The 16,370-nt window shown below is 64.1% G+C and carries 18 protein-coding genes and 1 tRNA gene; 9 read left to right on the top strand and 10 right to left on the bottom strand.

Going from position 1 to position 16,370, the window contains the following annotated elements; translation table 11 throughout:
• The first annotated feature begins 19 nt into the window (after positions 1-19).
• The 3 genes from B6V73_RS00235 (at position 20) to B6V73_RS00245 (ending at position 1,969) form a co-directional block, all read left to right on the top strand.
• A complete protein-coding gene (locus B6V73_RS00235) occupies positions 20-199 on the top strand; it encodes a DUF3553 domain-containing protein (protein ID WP_233243185.1) in 180 nt (59 codons plus the stop codon).
• Between the two features lie 169 nt (positions 200-368).
• Positions 369-1,145, top strand: a complete 777-nt coding sequence (locus tag B6V73_RS00240; RefSeq protein WP_240504077.1) for a GNAT family N-acyltransferase — start codon at positions 369-371, stop codon at positions 1,143-1,145.
• Positions 1,146-1,195: 50 nt separating this feature from the next.
• The gene (locus B6V73_RS00245; RefSeq protein WP_075776631.1) at positions 1,196-1,969 is read left to right on the top strand and encodes a lysophospholipid acyltransferase family protein; all 774 of its coding nucleotides are present in this window, start codon (positions 1,196-1,198) and stop codon (positions 1,967-1,969) included.
• Here B6V73_RS00245 and B6V73_RS00250 read toward each other — a convergent pair.
• From B6V73_RS00250 to tyrS, 3 genes are all read right to left on the bottom strand, one after another.
• The gene (locus B6V73_RS00250; protein WP_075776606.1) at positions 1,945-2,169 is read right to left on the bottom strand and encodes a ribbon-helix-helix domain-containing protein; all 225 of its coding nucleotides are present in this window, start codon (positions 2,167-2,169) and stop codon (positions 1,945-1,947) included. The genes B6V73_RS00245 and B6V73_RS00250 overlap by 25 nt on opposite strands.
• Entirely contained in the window at positions 2,166-2,348 is a 183-nt protein-coding gene (locus B6V73_RS00255) for a DUF4169 family protein (protein WP_078523133.1), read from the bottom strand. The genes B6V73_RS00250 and B6V73_RS00255 overlap by 4 nt, the downstream gene beginning before the upstream one ends.
• A 74-nt stretch (positions 2,349-2,422) precedes the next feature.
• Positions 2,423-3,670, bottom strand: a complete 1,248-nt coding sequence (tyrS, locus tag B6V73_RS00260) for a tyrosine--tRNA ligase (protein ID WP_088724227.1) — start codon at positions 3,668-3,670, stop codon at positions 2,423-2,425.
• A gap of 59 nt (positions 3,671-3,729) precedes the next feature.
• Here tyrS and B6V73_RS00265 point away from each other — a divergent pair, with 59 nt between their 5' ends.
• Together B6V73_RS00265 and B6V73_RS00270 are read left to right on the top strand one after the other, a co-directional pair.
• Positions 3,730-4,839: an anhydro-N-acetylmuramic acid kinase gene (locus B6V73_RS00265; protein ID WP_088718733.1), complete on the top strand. Its 1,110-nt coding sequence runs from the start codon at positions 3,730-3,732 to the stop codon at positions 4,837-4,839.
• 78 nt (positions 4,840-4,917) lie between these two features.
• Positions 4,918-5,364 (top strand): DUF4405 domain-containing protein, encoded by a 447-nt coding sequence (locus B6V73_RS00270; RefSeq protein WP_075776602.1) that lies wholly within the window; start codon positions 4,918-4,920, stop codon positions 5,362-5,364.
• On the opposite strand, the gene B6V73_RS00275 is transcribed toward B6V73_RS00270, so the two are convergent.
• The 7 genes from B6V73_RS00275 to B6V73_RS00305 all read right to left on the bottom strand — a co-directional run bounded on the left by B6V73_RS00275 (position 5,365) and on the right by B6V73_RS00305 (position 12,294).
• Positions 5,365-5,793 carry a cupin domain-containing protein gene (locus tag B6V73_RS00275; protein ID WP_088724228.1) on the bottom strand — a complete coding sequence of 143 codons (429 nt, stop codon included), beginning with the start codon at positions 5,791-5,793 and terminating at the stop codon, positions 5,365-5,367. It lies immediately after the preceding gene.
• The gene (locus B6V73_RS00280) at positions 5,790-6,464 is read right to left on the bottom strand and encodes a haloacid dehalogenase type II (RefSeq protein WP_088724492.1); all 675 of its coding nucleotides are present in this window, start codon (positions 6,462-6,464) and stop codon (positions 5,790-5,792) included. Before B6V73_RS00280 ends, B6V73_RS00275 begins: the two co-directional genes overlap by 4 nt.
• A 140-nt stretch (positions 6,465-6,604) precedes the next feature.
• On the bottom strand, positions 6,605-7,879 hold the full coding sequence (gene eno, locus B6V73_RS00285; RefSeq protein ID WP_088724229.1) for a phosphopyruvate hydratase: 1,275 nt from the start codon (positions 7,877-7,879) through the stop codon (positions 6,605-6,607).
• 104 nt (positions 7,880-7,983) lie between these two features.
• Complete coding sequence (locus B6V73_RS00290) at positions 7,984-8,880, bottom strand: DMT family transporter (RefSeq protein ID WP_088724230.1); 897 nt, start codon at positions 8,878-8,880, stop codon at positions 7,984-7,986.
• A 66-nt stretch (positions 8,881-8,946) separates the two neighbouring features.
• The gene (locus B6V73_RS00295; protein WP_088718728.1) at positions 8,947-9,666 is read right to left on the bottom strand and encodes an endonuclease/exonuclease/phosphatase family protein; all 720 of its coding nucleotides are present in this window, start codon (positions 9,664-9,666) and stop codon (positions 8,947-8,949) included.
• Between the two features lie 27 nt (positions 9,667-9,693).
• Positions 9,694-11,124 carry a protein adenylyltransferase SelO gene (locus B6V73_RS00300; RefSeq protein ID WP_088724231.1) on the bottom strand — a complete coding sequence of 477 codons (1,431 nt, stop codon included), beginning with the start codon at positions 11,122-11,124 and terminating at the stop codon, positions 9,694-9,696.
• A gap of 69 nt (positions 11,125-11,193) precedes the next feature.
• On the bottom strand, positions 11,194-12,294 hold the full coding sequence (locus B6V73_RS00305) for an AI-2E family transporter (protein WP_240504078.1): 1,101 nt from the start codon (positions 12,292-12,294) through the stop codon (positions 11,194-11,196).
• A 179-nt stretch (positions 12,295-12,473) separates the two neighbouring features.
• Between B6V73_RS00305 and B6V73_RS00310 the strand changes: the two genes are divergently transcribed.
• From B6V73_RS00310 to B6V73_RS00330, 4 genes are all read left to right on the top strand, one after another.
• Positions 12,474-12,563 (top strand) — tRNA-Ser (locus B6V73_RS00310).
• Positions 12,564-13,154: 591 nt separating this feature from the next.
• Positions 13,155-13,757 carry a hypothetical protein gene (locus tag B6V73_RS00320; RefSeq protein ID WP_088724233.1) on the top strand — a complete coding sequence of 201 codons (603 nt, stop codon included), beginning with the start codon at positions 13,155-13,157 and terminating at the stop codon, positions 13,755-13,757.
• Positions 13,758-13,836: 79 nt separating this feature from the next.
• Positions 13,837-15,057: a surface lipoprotein assembly modifier gene (locus tag B6V73_RS00325; protein ID WP_088724234.1), complete on the top strand. Its 1,221-nt coding sequence runs from the start codon at positions 13,837-13,839 to the stop codon at positions 15,055-15,057.
• Between the two features lie 200 nt (positions 15,058-15,257).
• Positions 15,258-16,349 (top strand): LuxR C-terminal-related transcriptional regulator, encoded by a 1,092-nt coding sequence (locus B6V73_RS00330; protein ID WP_088724235.1) that lies wholly within the window; start codon positions 15,258-15,260, stop codon positions 16,347-16,349.
• Positions 16,350-16,370: the final 21 nt, after the last annotated feature.

The raw sequence follows: 16,370 nt of genomic DNA on the forward strand, positions 1-16,370 counted from the left end.
CTCCAGAAGGTGAAATGTGATCTATGAAATCCTAGAACCCGGCATGCTGGTCAGGAATCCCGCCCAGCCCGACTGGGGCACTGGCCAGGTGCAATCGCGTATCGGCGAAAAGGTGACGGTCAATTTTGAACATGAAGGCAAGCTTGTCCTGGACGGTCGGCGGGTCGCGTTGGAATTGGTTTTCTCTGAACAAAGTTGATGAAACGTTAACAGGCGCGTGAGGTCACGCGAGAAATTCCGTCAACCAGAGGATGTGGCGCATCGCCCCCCGTCGTGATGCGTCCATGACACGCTCCGCGCTGCGCGATATTGCCAATCCGGGCGCGGCTTTCTAAACCGGGCCAGCGAATATCGGCAGGAGGACGCCCGTGATCGACAGCGCCGCATTCGAAATCAGGCTGGCCCGCGATGCCGCCGATCTCGTGGCGTCCCAGCGGCTTCGCTACCGCGTTTTCGTCGAAGAACTCGGCGGCGGCGGCGAGACGGTCGATCACCAAAATCGTCTGGAAAGCGATCGGCTCGACTCGATCTACGATCATCTTCTGCTGGTCGATCCCGCACGCGCTGAAGGCGAGCATGTGGTGGGCGCCTACCGGCTGCTACCTTCGGATCGGCTGGAGCGGGCAGGGCAATTCTATTGCGATAGCGAATACGACCTCTCGCCGCTGGTCGGCACCGGGCGCAAGTTGCTGGAGCTTGGGCGCTCCTGCGTCGATCCGGACTATCGGCGCGGGGCGGCAATGCTGCTTTTGTGGAACGCGCTGGCCGATTACGTCCTTGCCCATGACATCGAGATTCTCTTCGGCGTTGCGTCCTTCCACGGCACCGATGCCGAGAAGCTGAAAGCGCCGCTGTCGTGGTTGCATCACCATCACCTAGCGCCCGCGCACATGCGTCCGCGCGCGCGGCCAGAGGCGTTCCAGCCAATGGACCTCGTGCCTGAGGCGGCGCTGGATCGGCGTGCGGCGCTGGCCGAAATGCCCAATCTGATAAAGGCCTATCTGCGGCTCGGCGGCTTCGTGGGCGAGGGGGCTTTCATCGACTATCCGTTCAACACGACCGACGTTCTCCTGCTCATGGATACCAGGGCGATGAGCGACAAGCATCGCAGCTTCTACACCCGTCGTTTCGAGGGCCGCGCGTGAGTTGGATCGAGGACGAGCCCGATCCGAAGCAGTTCGGCGCGCTCGATTGGATGCGGGCGGGGCTGCGCGGTCTGATCTGGGGGCTGATGCTGCTGATCGGGCTTGTAGTGCTGCTGCTGGTGCGTCTGGTGGAGCGCCCGGTTCACGGGCTGGCGCGGCCCTGGACGCCGTGGATCACGCAAGCGGTCTGCCGGATGAGCTTCCCGATCCTCGGGATCTCCTATCGCGTCACGGGGCGTCCGATGACCAAGATCGGGGCGGTGGTCGCAAATCACGGATCGTGGCTCGATATCTTTGCGCTCAACGCCTGCCAGCGGGTCTATTTCGTCTCCAAGGCCGAGGTCGCCAAATGGCCTTTCGTCGGCTGGCTCGCGCGGGCCACGGGCACGGTTTTCATCAAGCGCGATCCGCGTGAGGCAAAGACGCAGCAGGGGCTGTTCGAGGATCGCATCCGGGCGGGCCATCACCTGCTGTTCTTCCCCGAGGGTACCTCGACCGATGCGCGCCGGGTGCTGCCCTTCAAGCCGACGCTGTTTCAGGCCTTCTACAGCCATGGGCTGGAGCGCGTGATGCAGATCCAGCCGGTCACCGTGGTCTACACGCCCCCCGCGGGCGAGGACGTGCGGTTCTATGGCTGGTGGGGCGATATGGAGTTCGGGCCGCATCTGATCAAGGTGCTGGCACAGGCGCGGCAGGGCGCGGTCGAAGTGGTGTTCCACGCGCCGCTCTCGGTTTCCGACTATCGCTCGCGCAAGGAGCTTGCATGGGCTGCGGAAAGCGCCGTGCGTCGCGGCTTGCCTTACGAGATCGCACGCGCCCGGTAATAGGCCAGCACGTAGAGGCGGATTGCCGTGGCAAGGCCCGTCTCGGTGCCGCGATCCACATCAATTTCGGCTGCCAACTCGTTGAGACCTAATGATTTCTCATGGGCGATATCGCGGAAGGCACGCCAGAATTCATCCTCCAGCGTGACCGAGGTGCGGTGCCCGCCCAGCGTCAGGGAGCGTTTCTTCGGCCGGCTCATTCGTCGTGCTCGCGCTGATGGCCGTCGAGATCGCGCCGCTCTTTCGTGGCACGGCTTTCCTGTAGCGTTTTCTCGGCCTTGCTGCGACCGAATTTCTCAGCATTCACAGAGCCTTGCTCGCGCTTCTTCACGCGCGCCTGCTGTTTGCGAAACTGGTTGAGATTGGTGACTTTGCTCATGGGCAAAGAGTGCCACAGCCGATCGTATCGGAAAAGGGGCTTGGGCGCGCCCGCATGAGGCGCGCCCGATAGAGTTACTCGACTTCGACCAGCGCGTGACGCTTCTTGCCCGCGCTCAGCTTCACCGGGGTCGCCAGATCGGCGGCGGTGAACATGCGGCCCGGATCGGCGCAGGGCTCGTCATCAACCTTTAGCGCGCCTTCCGCGATCAGCCGCTTGCCGTCCTTACCCGATTTCGCGAGGCCCGAGCGCACCACGAGCTGCGCGAGGCTGATCCCGTCGCCCAGTTCCTCGACCGTCAGCGTAAGCGTTGGCAGGTCGTCGCCTACGCCGCCCTTCTCGAAGACCTCTCGCGCGGTTGCCTCGGCAGCATGCGCGGCCTCCCAGCCGTGGCAGAGCGCGGTGACCTCGTTGGCCAGCCGCACCTTCGCCGCGTTGATCTCGGAGCCTTCCAGCGCGCCCAGACGCTCACATTCCTCGACCGGAAGCTCGGTATAAAGCTTAAGGAAGCGGCCAACATCGGCGTCTGTCGTGTTGCGCCAGAACTGCCAGAACTCGTAAGGGCTCAGCATGTCCGAGTTCAGCCAGATTGCGCCCGAGGCCGATTTGCCCATCTTCCTGCCGTCCGAGGTTGTCAGAAGCGGCGAGGTCAGTCCGAAGATCTCCTGATCGAGCACGCGGCGCGTCAGGTCGATCCCGTTGACGATATTCCCCCATTGATCCGAGCCGCCCATCTGCAGCAGGCAACCGTAGCGGCGGTTCAGTTCGAGGAAGTCATAGGCCTGCAGGATCATGTAGTTGAATTCGAGGAAGCTGAGGCTCTGCTCGCGATCCAGCCGCGATTTAACGCTCTCGAACGACAGCATCCGGTTGACCGAGAAATGCCGCCCGATATCGCGCAGGAAATCGAGGTAGTTCAGCCCATCGAGCCATTCCGCGTTGTTGAGCATCAGCGCCGGCGTCTCGGCCTCGTAATCGAGGTATTTCGCAAACACCTGCTTGATGCCCGCGATATTGTCGTCGATCTGGTCGGGCGTCAGCAGCGGGCGCTCGTCGGCGCGGAAGGAGGGGTCGCCCACCTTCGTCGTGCCGCCGCCCATCAGGGTGATCGGCTGGTGGCCGGTCTTTTGCAGCCAGCGCAGCATCATGATCTGGATCAGCGAGCCGACATGCAGCGACTTCGCCGTCGCGTCGAAGCCGATATAACCCGGCACGGTGCCTTTCGCCAAAGCCTCGTCCAGCCCCTGATAATCCGTGCAGTCGGCCAGAAAGCCCCGCTCGATCATCACGCGCATGAAGTCTGATTTCGGATGGTAGGTCATCGTGCTTGTTCCTTTCGTCTGAGCGTGCGTATATCGGGGCAGGCGACGAGAGGGAAGCCATGTTGAAATCCGGGCCGGTCTGGGCGGTTGGCGCCATGTCGGGCACGTCTTTGGACGGGGTGGACGCGGCGCTCGTGTTGACCGACGGAACCCGCATTCTCGATTTTGGCCGCAGCGACTACCGCCCCTATACCGAGGCCGAGCGCGCGACGCTCCATGCAGCCCTCGGGCGCTGGCCCGGCGAGGCCGGGGTGGAGGAGGCCTGCGAGGTGGTCGAAACCGCCCATGCCGAACTGCTCAGCGGCTTCGGAGAGGCGCAGCTCGTGGGGTTTCACGGCCAGACGCTCGCCCACGATCCCTATGGGATGCAGGGCCCGCGCCGCACCCATCAGGCCGGCGACGGCTCGGTCCTGGCCGAGGTGCTGTCGCGCCCGGTGGTCTGGGATTTCCGCTCCACCGATGTCGAGATGGGCGGGCAGGGCGCGCCGCTCGCGCCCTTCTTCCACTTTGCCTGCGCGAAATACGCCAAGCTCGATGCGCCGGCGGTGTTTCTGAACCTCGGCGGCGTCGGCAATGTGACCTGGGTCGATCCGCGCCAACCCTCGGCAGAGGTGCCGGGCGCGGTTCTGGCCTTTGACACCGGCCCCGCCAACGCACCGATCAACGATCTGATGCGGCTCAGGCGCAAGGCGGAGTTCGATGCGGGCGGAGAGCTGGCGCTGACGGGCCGCGTTGACGAGGCAGTGGTCGAGGCCTTCCTGACGCATCCCTATTTCCTGAAGATGCCGCCGAAGTCGCTCGACCGGAACGATTTTCATGACGTCCTGTCCCGTGTGGCCGCGCTGGAAGACGCGGATGCGGCAGCCACGCTTACCGCCTGTGCGGCAGCCTCCGTCGCGCGGGCGGGGGAGCATTACCCGACCGCGCCCTCGGCGATCTATGTATGCGGCGGCGGGCGGCTCAACACCGCGCTGATGGTGGCTTTGCAGCGGCGCATGAACGTGCCAGTGCAGCCGATCGAGGATATCGGGCTCGATGGCGACATGCTGGAGGCGCAGGCCTTCGCCTATCTCGCGGTGCGGGTGGCGCGTGGCATGGCAACCTCTGGGCCCTCGACGACCGGGGTGTCGGCGCTGATCGGCGGCGGCAAGGTCTCGCGCCCCGGCTAAATTCGCATCACTTGACGCTGATCATGCCGCGCCGCGGCGGACGGCGCTAGGATTGGCCTCATTGAAGAGGGTAGTCCGATGTCTGAAACTCCAACCGATCCCTGTCCGACGCCGCAGGCGCGCAAGCAGGCCCCGTTCTCGAACCGGGCCGCCGCGGTCTTCCTTGCGGGGCTCAGCTTCGTCGTCATGGTCATCTCCGGCCTCGTCGTCAGCATTGCGCCCTCGGGCCGGGTTGCGCGGGATATCGACTGGTCGCTCCTCGCGCTCGACCGCGCCGACTGGGAGCTTTTGCACCTCGCGATGGGGGTGCTCTTCGTCTTCGCCGGGGTCTGGCACATCAAGCTACACTGGCCGGTGATCCGCAACCTGCTGTGGTCCGCGGCGGCGCAAACGCTGTGTCACAGGCGCGAATTGGCGCTGGCGGTGGGGCTCGTGGCCGCGGTGATCGTGCTGACGCTGCTCTGGTGGCCGCCTGTCAGCTGGCTCGATCAACTTTCGCGTTGGGCGAGCATCGGTCTCTGGTGATTAACGGGGGATGTCGAAACCGGGTGGGGCCAGTTCGAACCCCTCGAAGCGAAAGCCCGGCGAGACGGTGCAGCTGACAAGGCTCCACGCCCCGGTCGAGCGCGCGGATTGCCACTGGCCCGCGGGTACGATCCCCTGCGGTTGATCGCCGCCGATCACGTCGGGGCCCAACAGCAATTCCAGCACCGGTCCCGCCTCCTGCGGCGCGATATCGAGCTGCACCGGCGCGCCTGCGTGGAAATGCCAGATTTCGGTCCCGTCCACCCGGTGCCAGTGGCTGCGCTCGCCCGCCTTGAGCAGGAAATAGATGCAGGTGCCCAAAGGACGCGCGCCGTCTGCGGCTTCCGCCTCCCAGGTTTGGCGGTAATGCCCGCCTTCGGGATGCGGCACGAGGCCAAGGGCCTCGATGATCGCGTCGGCCTCGCTCATGCGAAGAGCTCCTTGGCGAGCGTCTCGAAATCGGGCGCGATCGCGTCCCATTCCTCGCTCGGCACAAGGTCCTTGTCCTGAGCAGGCCCGTATTCGGTGGGGCGCGGTACGAAAGCGGTCTTTAGCCCCAGCGACCGGGCTGCCGCAAGATCATCATTATGCGCGGCCACCATCATCACCTCTTCGGGCGGCAGACGCAGCGCGGCGCAGGAGGCCAGATAGACCTCCGGCTTCGGCTTGTAGTCGCGGGCGATATCCGCGCCGAGCATGCAATCCCACGGCAGCCCCGCGTGGCGCGCAAGCCGCGTCATCAGCGCGATGGACCCGTTGGAGCATGGCGCGATGATCGCATGGCGCCTCAGCGCGTGAAGGCCGCTGACCACGTCGGGCCACGGGTTCAGCCGCTCCCAGACATGCGACAGGCTATCGGGTGCCGAGACCGCGAAGCGCTTGGCTACCCGGTGCAGGTTCTCGCGATGCAGATCGTCGAGCGCCACATAGCCGCGCCCGCCGTCGCGAATGCGCCGCATCGCAGGATCGTATTCGCCACGCCACGCATCGGCGAAAGCAAGGGAATCGATCCCGGGAAAGGCAGTTTCCACCTCATGCGCGACGGAGTTCCTCCAATCGACACAGGTGCCGAACACATCGAAAATCAGAGCCTTGATCATGGCCCGACAGTGACGCGGATAAGGGCGCAACGCAATCGCCCCTTCGGCTTGGCCCAAATATCCTCGCCGAAGGCGAAACGAAAACCCCCGGCGAAGCGCGTGCTCCGCCGGGGGCCTGGGTGTCTCACGTCAAGACGCGCTTAGCGCAGGATCGAACGACCCGCATATTCCGCGGTCTCGCCCAGCGATTCCTCGATGCGGATCAGCTGGTTGTATTTCGCGAGGCGGTCCGAACGCGCCAGCGAGCCGGTCTTGATCTGACCGCAGTTGGTGGCGACCGCGAGATCGGCGATGGTCGCGTCCTCGGTCTCGCCCGAACGGTGGCTCATCACGTTGGTGTAGCCTGCGCGGTGCGCCATATCGACGGCCTGCAGGGTCTCGGTAAGGGTGCCGATCTGGTTGACCTTCACCAGCATCGAATTCGCGACGCCCTGCTTGATGCCATCGGCCAGACGCGTCGGATTGGTCACGAAGAGATCGTCGCCCACCAGCTGCACCTTGTCGCCCAGACGCTCGGTCAGGAGCTTCCAGCCTTCCCAATCGTCCTCGGCCATGCCGTCTTCGATCGAGATGATCGGATAGGCCCCCAGCAGCTTCTCGAGATAGTCGACATTCTCTTCCGAGGTCAGCGACAGGCCTTCGCCCTTCATCTCGTATTTGCCGTTCTTGTAATATTCGGTCGAGGCGCAATCCATCGCGAGGTAGATGTCCTCGCCCGGCTTGTAGCCCGCTTTCTCGATCGACTTGAGAATGATGTCGAGCGCGGCCGTGGTCGAGCTGAGTTCCGGAGCAAACCCGCCCTCATCGCCCAGACCCGTGGACATGCCGCCGGCCGAGAGCTCTTTCTTCAGCGTGTGGAATACTTCCGAGCCCATGCGCACCGCGTCGCGGATATTGCCCGCCGAGACCGGCATGATCATGAATTCCTGGATGTCGATCGGGTTGTCGGCATGCTCGCCGCCATTGATGATGTTCATCATCGGCACCGGCAGGACGCGGGCCGAGGTGCCGCCGACATAACGGTAAAGTGGCAGGGTCGAGAACTCGGCGGCCGCTTTCGCGCAGGCGAGCGAGACGCCGAGGATCGCGTTGGCGCCGAGGCGGCCCTTGTTCTCGGTGCCGTCGAGTTCGATCATCGCGCGGTCGATCTCGACTTGCTCGATGACGTCCTCGCCGACGAGGTTCTCCGCGATCTCGCCGTTCACGGCCATGACCGCTTCCAGTACGCCTTTGCCCATGTAGCGGGCCTTGTCGCCGTCGCGGCGCTCGACCGCCTCATGCGCGCCGGTGGAGGCGCCCGACGGCACGGCCGCACGGCCCATCGTTCCGTCTTCGAGGATGACGTCGACTTCGACGGTGGGGTTGCCACGGCTGTCGAGAATCTCGCGGGCGTGGATGTCGATGATGGTGCTCATGGGGGCGCTCTCCTCGGGCTCCGGTTGATGCTTGGCTAGGTGCATACACCCGTGCTGCGCCTGCGAAAAGGCCGTAAGGGCAATTTCTGGAAGAAATGTTACCGCTAACGGCGACCTTCCCTGCGCAGTTTCGCCTGCCGCCACAGCGCATAGAGGCCCGAGCCCACAATCACCGCCCCGCCGATCAGCGTCCAGCGATCCGGGGGCTCGGCGAAGACGACGGTCGAAATCACGACGGCGAAGGCGAGACGCGAATAGCGAAACGGCATGATCACCGCGATTTCGCCCAGCCGCACCGAGGCGATCAGGGCGTAATAGCCCACCGGCCCGATCGCGAGCGCGCCGAGCAGGTAGAGCCAATCCATCGGTGCGGGCGTGACGAGCGGCTCTGGCAGCACGGCCAGCAGCAGGAGCCCCAGCGGCAACACGCAGAAGAAGCCGAGTGTCGCCACCTGCAGCGAGGTCACGTCGCGCGGCACGCGCCGCGTGGTGACATCGCGCATCGACAGGCCGATGACCGCGCCGACCGCGAGAAGTGAGAGCATCGAGAATTCGTCCGTGCCGGGCCGGATCACGATCATCACGCCGAGAAACCCGATCAGGATCGCCGAAAGCCTGCGCCAGCCGACCCGTTCCTTCAGGAAGATCGCGGCGCCGAGCGTGGTCGCAAGCGGAGTCGCCTGATGGATCGCGGTGGCTTGGGCGAGCGGCGTGAAAGCCACGGCGGAGACGAAGAATCCGGTGCCGACGATCTCGCCGGCGTTGCGCATCCAGAGCGCAGAGGAAAGCAGCGAGCGGGTGAAGATGCGCTCGCCCTTCAGCTTGGCGAGCACCGCGAAGATCGTCGCGCCGCCAAGCCCCACGGCGGTGAGAATTTGCCCCACCGGCCAGTCGCCCGCGAGCATCTTGATGAACATATCCTCGAGCGCGAACCCCGCCATCGCGAGGATCATCAGCATCGAGCCGCGCAGATTGTCGTTCTCGGTGGGTTCGGGTGTCATGGGGCGCTCCTGACCGGATGGTCAAGGCCCACCTAGCGCGCCTGTGATCGGCCTTCAAGCAGGGTGTCAGGCGCGGGGATGCGCCCGGGTGACGATACCGCCGATATCGGCCCAGATCGGCAGGTGATCCGAGGCCACGCGTGCCAGTGGCGTATCCAGCACACCCTTGCGCACCACCCGGATTCCGGGCGAGGTCACGATCCGGTCGAGCCGGCCGATCGGGGCGCGCGAGGGGTAGGTCGCGCCCGGGGCATGGATGTGAAAGCCGGTCAGCGCTTCAAAGCCGTGGCGTTCGCGCCATTCGTTGAAATCGCCGATGGCGAGTGCCGGATGCGGCTTCACCCCGGCCATGATCTCGGCGATCCGGGTCCATTGTGCGCGCCGGTCGCTCCGCCGCAGCCCAAGATGCGCCGCGATCAGCAGGAAGGGCGCGCCGCTGTCGGGGGCGATGTTCACCGCGATGGCGCCGCGCGGCTCGAGACCGGGCAGGGTAACCGGCTCGATCCCCAGCACCCGGGAGCCACGCCGGACCAGCACGACCTGCCCATGCCAGCCCAGCGAGGCGGCTGTGGTGCGGGGCATGTCGTGGCGGATGAAATCGGTCTCTTCCTCGATCAGCTTTTGCGGCAGTGCCGCTGGCCGCTCGCCCATGCGCTTGTCGACTTCCTGCAAGGCGATCACATCGGCGTGCAGCGCATTGATAACGTTCACTATCCGCGCCGGGTCATGCTTGCGATCGGTCCCCACGCATTTGTGCAGATTGTAGGAAGCGATCCGAAGTGTCATTTTTCTGAGTGCCTTACAGGGTGATCTTCATGTGCCGCAGAAGGTCCGGAAGACCCGTTCGTCGGGCTTCGGGGCGTCTTCATACGAGGCGTAACGCGGATCTTCCGCATAGGGGTCCGCCAGCGCCTCCATAAGCCTGTGGAGTGGACCGTCATCACCATCGACCGCGGCCGCGATCATCTCCTCGACCCGGTGGTTGCGCGGAATGCGCAGCGGGTTCGCCATCTCCATGACGGCGCGCGGATCGTCTTCGCTCGCGATCCTCTTCTCCCATCCCTCGCGCCAGAGATCGAATGCCATCGGCTCTGTGAACTCTTGACCCGCCGTCTTAGGATCGCGCCGCAACGCGCTGAAGATACGCGTGAAATCGGCTTTCTCGGTCGCCATGCGGTTCAACAGGTCCTCGATGAGCGGCAGGTCTTCCTCGGTCGCCTCAGCGAGGCCGATCTTGCGGCCCATCAGCCGCAGCCATTCGCCCTGATAGACGCCGATGAAGCTGTCGACGGCGGCACTCGCCCGTTCGATCGCGGCATCGTCGTCGCCGATCAGCGGCATCAGGCAGGTCGCGAATTGCGCAAGGTTCCAGACCGCCACTTGCGGCTGGCGCGCATAGGCGTAGCGGCCCTGTTGGTCGATGGAGGAGAAGACCCGCCCCGGATGGTAATGGTCCATGAAGGCGCAGGGGCCATAGTCGATCGTCTCGCCCGACAGCGCCATGTTGTCGGTGTTCATCACGCCATGAATGAAGCCGAGCGCCATCCATTTCGCGACGAGCTCGCCCTGCTTCGCCGCTACCGCACGCAGGACTTCGAGCGGCGTCTCACATTCCGGATAATGTCTATCTATCAACGTAGTGAGGAGCGTTCTTAATCCATCGCGATCATTGCGCGCCGCGAAATACTGGAAGGTGCCGACGCGGATATGGCTGCGCGCGACGCGGGTCAGGATCGCCCCGGGACGCCCCGAGGCATCGCGCACAACGGTTTCGCCCGTGCGCACGGCGGCGAGCGCGCGAGTCGTCGGCACGCCAAGCTTCGCCATCGCTTCGCTCAGGACATATTCGCGCAACACCGGACCGAGCCACGCCCGCCCGTCAGAGCGGCCACGCGAAAACGCGGTGCGCCCGGCGCCTTTCAGTTGCAGATCGAAGCGCACGCCATCGGGCGCGACCACTTCACCCAGCAGCACAGCACGCCCATCGCCCAGACGCGGCACGAAGCCACCGAACTGGTGCCCCGCATAGGCCTGCGCGATCGGCTCCGCGCCCTCGGGCATCGTGTTGCCGGCCAGCATCTCGAGCCCTTGGGGGCCCTTCAGCCAATCGGCATCCAGGCCCAGACGGTCGGCAAGGTCGCGGTTCAGCAGCACCAGTTCCGGCGCTTTCACCGGTTGGGGCGGCTGACGTTCGAAGAACGTGTCGGGCAGGCGGGCATAGCTGTTGTCGAAGGGAATGGTCATGGCGTCTCCTTACCTCCCTATCTAAGCCTTGCGCCCTTCAATCCAATCCCCGTTGGCTGTCAGCGGCCTTCAATGTTCCATGTCCGGCAGACCTTCGCGCGACAGCAGCACCGCGAGCGGACGCAGACGCGGGCTTTGCGAACAGATGATCATCAGCGCCACCATGATCGGCACGGCGAGGAACATCCCCGGAAGCCCCCAGACCGCGCCCCAGAAGGCAAGCGAGATGATGATCCCGAAGCTCGACAGCCGCAGCGCATGGCCCATCAGCATCGGGTCGATCACGTTGCCGATCACGAATTGCAGGATGCCGACCGCGACGAGCACCGTGCCCGCCGAGTAGGGGTTCTGGGTCAGCACATAGACCGCGAGCGTCGCGATAACCGTCGCGATGATCGAGCCGATCGAGGGGATGAAGTTCAGTGCGAAGGTGATGATCGCAACCGGGAGCGCCAAGTCGAAGCCGCCCACGGTGAAGACGCCGTAGACCGCAATCGCCGTGACGGCGCTGACGATGGCTTTGACCAGCAGATAGTGGTTCACCCGGCGCATGATCGTGCCGACCATTCGCGCGATCCGCTCTGCGCTGGCGCGATCCCCCATCAGCGAGTTCAGCTTCGCGTCGAACCAGATCCGCTCGGCGAACAGGAAGCCCACGAACAGAATGATCAGGATCGTGGCCGAAAGCAGGTTCGAGGCCTGACCCGCCAGGGTGGTCAGATACCCTGCGACCTGAATGCTCTGCATCGATTCCAGCACCGATTGCTCAACCTCGGGGCCCATCCAGCCGAAGAGTTGCGCGATCGCCTGCTGCGCGGGGCCCGCATAGTTCAGCACCATCGTCACGACCGTGTTCACCTGCGAGATCAGCACCGCGCTCAGCGTGAGCAGCCCGCCCGCGATCAGCGCCAGTGCCACCAGCGACGCCAGACGCGGCGGGATCGAGACCGGCCCGATCCGGAGCCGCCCGACCGCATTGATCGCCTCGGAGGTCAGCGAGAACAGGATGATCGCGATGGCCAGAGAGATCAGGATGAATTTCGCCTGCACCATCAGGAACAGCGCCAGCGCGAAGGCGATGATGCCGAGAAGCACGTTGGTGAGCGCGCGCGGCTCGAATGCGCGCCCATCGATCAGGGCGGGGCGGCCCTCATCGGGAGTGTCCTTCATCTTCATCATCTTCCTGTGCCTGCCCCTGACGGGGGCGTAACCTGATTTTCTTATGCTAGGAGCCACCGGGCAGGCGCGCAAGCGCCGAACCCGCGTGTTTTCAGGGCTTTTTAATGTCCTTCGCATTATTCCGTTTCGGCTCTTGCATCCCTCCCGGATTTGCGGATAAACCCGCCGGCGGAGCGGTGGCCGAGTGGTCGAAGGCGCACGCCTGGAAAGTGTGTAGGCGGGAAACCGTCTCGAGGGTTCGAATCCCTTCCGCTCCGCCATTACCCCCTTTCAAGCCCCTGTTTTCAAGCGCCTAGCGAGGCTTTGCGCCGCAGTTTACGCTGCGCCGCGGGAGCCCGATCTCTCGCGTCGCGGGGGCCAGCGTCGACTCGCACGTCATGGACGGGCGGGACGATGTTTGTGGTGAACGCTTCGCGGCAGAAGGTGCTGCAGTTCTGCTGATCCAGTTGGCGGGGCTTGATTCAGCGGTCGGGACGGAGCCGATGACGTTTTTCCTGGCCAGCATCGTCGGTGCATTCGAAGCGCGCCTTTCGCCGATGGACCGTTGCGTTCTTTGCAATGCGCTCCGATCCGTCCCGTGCGCTGTGCGCAGTTTGTTCCGGGCGATGCCGGGCATGGTCGAATGTCCCGAAATGCCGCGCCATCCCGTTCCTTCATCTCCGAGAAACCAAGGTTTACGCAGGTTTGCACGTTTTCGTGATTTCGGGACTGTGGAGGGCGCTCGGGCGCCAATTTCGCAGAACCCTATAAGTTCTCATAGGTTGCGAGCTTTCGGTGCCGTGACATGAAATGCGCGTGATCGGTTCGTGTGCTTGGGCCGTGACAAAACACCAAAAAATCGGGGTATTCTCATGACATTCAAACTCGCGCTCGCGGCGTCAGCCGCCTGTCTTGCGCTGGCTGCCTGCAACAGCAGCAACGGGTCTTCCGGGGCCTTGACCTCGGCAGAGGCCCAAAACGTCGATGTAACCTCTAATGACTATCTTTCGAGGCTCAATGGCCAGACCATGACCGCGACTGCGCCCGAAGGGCAGGCCTCGATGTCGGGCTACATGGGCATCGACAACGTCAATCCAGACGACGCCTCGACGACGGTAATCGGAAAATTGGCAATGGATGTCGATTTTGGCGCGGGAAAGCTGACCGGCAAGGGAACGAACTTCGGCATCTACAGCGGCGACGTCCTGACGAAAGAAGCCGATGTGACGGGCTCGCTCGACGTTGCGGGCACGGTTACCGGCTCGACCATGGCCGCGACCGCGACGGGCACGATGTCGGATGGCACCTCGCCCGGCGCAGATTTCGATCTGAAAATGAACGGCGGCTTCTATACGGACGCCAACAACGGGAACGTGTTGACCGCCGTGGGTGACGTCGTCTCCGGCACGATGACCGAGGCAGGCAGTGATCCTAACACCAATCTCGGCGGCGCCTATTACGCCACCGAGAATTGAGGCGGGGCTTTTCCTGCACAGGCCGGACGTTCTGCGTCCGGTCTCTTTCCGTCTCGCCGAGAGGCAAACGACAAGCGCGATGCGATACCGTTCTTCCTTCCTCCTGATCTGGCTCGCCTTCGCGCTTGTCACCTCCACGCTCTTGCCGACGCGTAGCTTCGCCGAACAGACGGTTTCGGATTGGCTCGGCGTGGCGAATGCGCAGCTCGCGCAGGGCAAACCGGGGCGGGCGCTGCTGATTTTCGGCGAAATCGCGTCGCGCCATCCGGAATTTTCTCCGGCGCAGGCCGGGTTGCAGCAAAGCTTCAGGAAACTTGGCTCCGTGCGCCGCAACGAGGCGTTCCTGCGTTACGCGCTCGCCAAGGATCCAAAGCACGAAGGCGCGCTTCTCGCGGCGTGGCAGGCGCTCGATCGCGCGCATCCGCTGCGCTTCTCCGCCACCGCCTCGATCCTGCCGAGCAGCAATGTCGATCATGTCGCCTCGGAGCGTTACCTCGTGACAGATTTCGGGACCTTCCTGATCAAAGATGGCGGCAACGAGACCTCCGGCCTGGGGCTCGGCTATGGCGCCAATCTCGACTGGTTCATTCAGCCGCGCCCGGGTCATCGCATCCGGTTTCGCGCCTCTTATGCGGGGGCGTGGTACCACACTGCGACATTGCGTTATTCCGAGCCCGGCCTTGCGGTGCAATATGAGCATCTCGGCCGTCGCGGGCCCTGGTCGGTCGAGGCGTTCGTCCGCGACAGGCGCTATGGCGGCGGGTCGCAAGACATCACGTCGGACAATCTCACGCGCGGAGTCCGGTTCGCGAAGGCGTGGCGGTCCGTGGCGGACGGGCGCACGGTTTTCCGGCTGGGCGGCGAATATGCCAGCTATGGCGAGAAGTCCTACCTGAGCGGGCCGAGATATTACGTCGATCTCGCACGCCGGATGCGGGTGGGGCGGCGCGGTGCCCTGAGCTATGGCCTGAGGCTGGAGCGCGCCGTGCCCCGGACGGACTATCACCGCTATTCCGGCGCCGAATTGCGCGTGGGTTTCGAGCGCCCCTTGATCGCGGGCGTACGGGGCGGGCTGTCGCTCAGCTATGGCGAGCGCCGCTATGATGCCGCCTTTCCGATCGTTGGCGTGCATCGCCGCGACCGGGCGGCAAGCCTCGGTCTGAGCCTGGAGTTGAAGCGGGTGAAAATCCTCGGTCAAACACCCAGAATTTCTTGCACGGCGCGGCGCACCCGGTCGAATGTCGCGCTCTACACGACGAACTCGGTCGATTGCGCTTTTTCCCTCAAGCTTGATTTTTGAGGAAGAGTCGGTGCTTTATGTCAAAAAACATAATCGGTGAGCATTTCAGCTTCGTCGCAGTCGGGTGCAGGCTCGACGGTCCGATTGGCGGTTGTTTGAAAAGTTTGGGGGGCCAATGCCGGGTTCGTTTCTGCGCGTCGTTTTTCAAGAAACGCACATCATGTCACCAATGGTCCGCCCGCGACGACTGACCTGATCCGATGTCACATCTCATATCGCATCACGAGATCTACGACGCCGCGCTTGACGACGAGTTGTTCACGTTGCTGCCCAGCATGATGGCGCGGGAGATCGACATTCCCTCCGCGGTCTTCATCTGGCTCCATCCCGGCGACTATCGCGAAATTACCGCCGGAACCCAGGCGGAGGCCAATCTCGACTACAATTCCTTCGAGGGGCACGACCCCTGGTTGGCCCATGGCACGCCGGAGAAGTGTGGAACTGGGCTGTTTCGTTTGTCGGACCACGTGAGCGCGCAGGAGTTCGAACACAGCGAAATGTATAACGATTTCATCGTGAAGAACGGTGTCGATCGCTACTGGTGTATCGCGATGATGCAAAGCACCCGCGACGGTCTGGTCGCCACGGCGTTCCACAAGGGCAAGCGCGGGGGGGATTTCACCGACCCCGAGATGAAGACTCTCGGCGCGCATGTCCAGGATCTGGGGCGGCTGCACAAGATCCGTCGGGAGCTTCATCGCGCCAGTATCCAGCAGGTCACCGCGTCTGATAACAGCCTGCTCGACGACGCCCCGATTTTCGAGCTCGATCACGAGGGCCGCCTTGTGCGGATGAACGGGATGGCGGAGACGCTGATAGAAATCCACCCGCTTCTCGTGCTGAATTTCCAGCGTGTGCTGCGGGCGCGCGGGGCGGCGCAACCTGCCTTGCGACGCGCGATCGGACGGGCGACCGATGCTGGTAAAAGCGCGGCGGGCTCGCTCGATCTGCCGCAGATGCGTGGAGCGGACGGGCGGATCATTCCGAGGCTGCGACTGAACCTTCTGCCGCGCACAGATGGCGGGCGCCGGGTCCTCGTCATCGTCACGAGCGAGGAAGAGACAGCCCTTCGCGATCTGGTGGATGCACCGCGCGACAGGATTCACCTGACCCCGCGCGAGCGCGATGTCCTGCACGGGATGATCCGCGGCCGCAGGCGCGATCAGCTGGCCCATGACCTCGATCTGGCCATGCCGACAATCGATATGCACAGCGCCAACCTGCGCCGCAAACTCGGCGCCCGGACGATCGCCGAAGCCGTGGCGATCGCATTGCGCTTCGGGCTTTTGTAGCGCGCGGGCAGCCGGGCCGCC

It is taken from the genome of Thioclava sp. JM3 (assembly GCF_002213185.1).
Lineage (GTDB): Bacteria > Pseudomonadota > Alphaproteobacteria > Rhodobacterales > Rhodobacteraceae > Thioclava > Thioclava nitratireducens.

What these genes read in the sequence shown, in the direction of transcription:
- B6V73_RS00245 (WP_075776631.1), top strand. Translation starts at nt 1,196, where the DNA reads ATGCGGGCGGGGCTGCGCGGTCTGATCTGGGGGCTGATGCTGCTGATC.
- B6V73_RS00250 (WP_075776606.1), bottom strand. Translation starts at nt 2,169, where the DNA reads ATGAGCCGGCCGAAGAAACGCTCCCTGACGCTGGGCGGGCACCGCACC.
- B6V73_RS00255 (WP_078523133.1), bottom strand. Translation starts at nt 2,348, where the DNA reads ATGAGCAAAGTCACCAATCTCAACCAGTTTCGCAAACAGCAGGCGCGC.
- tyrS (WP_088724227.1), bottom strand. Translation starts at nt 3,670, where the DNA reads ATGACCTACCATCCGAAATCAGACTTCATGCGCGTGATGATCGAGCGG.
- B6V73_RS00265 (WP_088718733.1), top strand. Translation starts at nt 3,730, where the DNA reads ATGTTGAAATCCGGGCCGGTCTGGGCGGTTGGCGCCATGTCGGGCACG.
- B6V73_RS00270 (WP_075776602.1), top strand. Translation starts at nt 4,918, where the DNA reads ATGTCTGAAACTCCAACCGATCCCTGTCCGACGCCGCAGGCGCGCAAG.
- B6V73_RS00275 (WP_088724228.1), bottom strand. Translation starts at nt 5,793, where the DNA reads ATGAGCGAGGCCGACGCGATCATCGAGGCCCTTGGCCTCGTGCCGCAT.
- B6V73_RS00280 (WP_088724492.1), bottom strand. Translation starts at nt 6,464, where the DNA reads ATGATCAAGGCTCTGATTTTCGATGTGTTCGGCACCTGTGTCGATTGG.
- eno (WP_088724229.1), bottom strand. Translation starts at nt 7,879, where the DNA reads ATGAGCACCATCATCGACATCCACGCCCGCGAGATTCTCGACAGCCGT.
- B6V73_RS00290 (WP_088724230.1), bottom strand. Translation starts at nt 8,880, where the DNA reads ATGACACCCGAACCCACCGAGAACGACAATCTGCGCGGCTCGATGCTG.
- B6V73_RS00295 (WP_088718728.1), bottom strand. Translation starts at nt 9,666, where the DNA reads ATGACACTTCGGATCGCTTCCTACAATCTGCACAAATGCGTGGGGACC.
- B6V73_RS00300 (WP_088724231.1), bottom strand. Translation starts at nt 11,124, where the DNA reads ATGACCATTCCCTTCGACAACAGCTATGCCCGCCTGCCCGACACGTTC.
- B6V73_RS00305 (WP_240504078.1), bottom strand. Translation starts at nt 12,294, where the DNA reads ATGAAGGACACTCCCGATGAGGGCCGCCCCGCCCTGATCGATGGGCGC.
- B6V73_RS00320 (WP_088724233.1), top strand. Translation starts at nt 13,155, where the DNA reads ATGACATTCAAACTCGCGCTCGCGGCGTCAGCCGCCTGTCTTGCGCTG.
- B6V73_RS00325 (WP_088724234.1), top strand. Translation starts at nt 13,837, where the DNA reads ATGCGATACCGTTCTTCCTTCCTCCTGATCTGGCTCGCCTTCGCGCTT.
- B6V73_RS00330 (WP_088724235.1), top strand. Translation starts at nt 15,258, where the DNA reads ATGTCACATCTCATATCGCATCACGAGATCTACGACGCCGCGCTTGAC.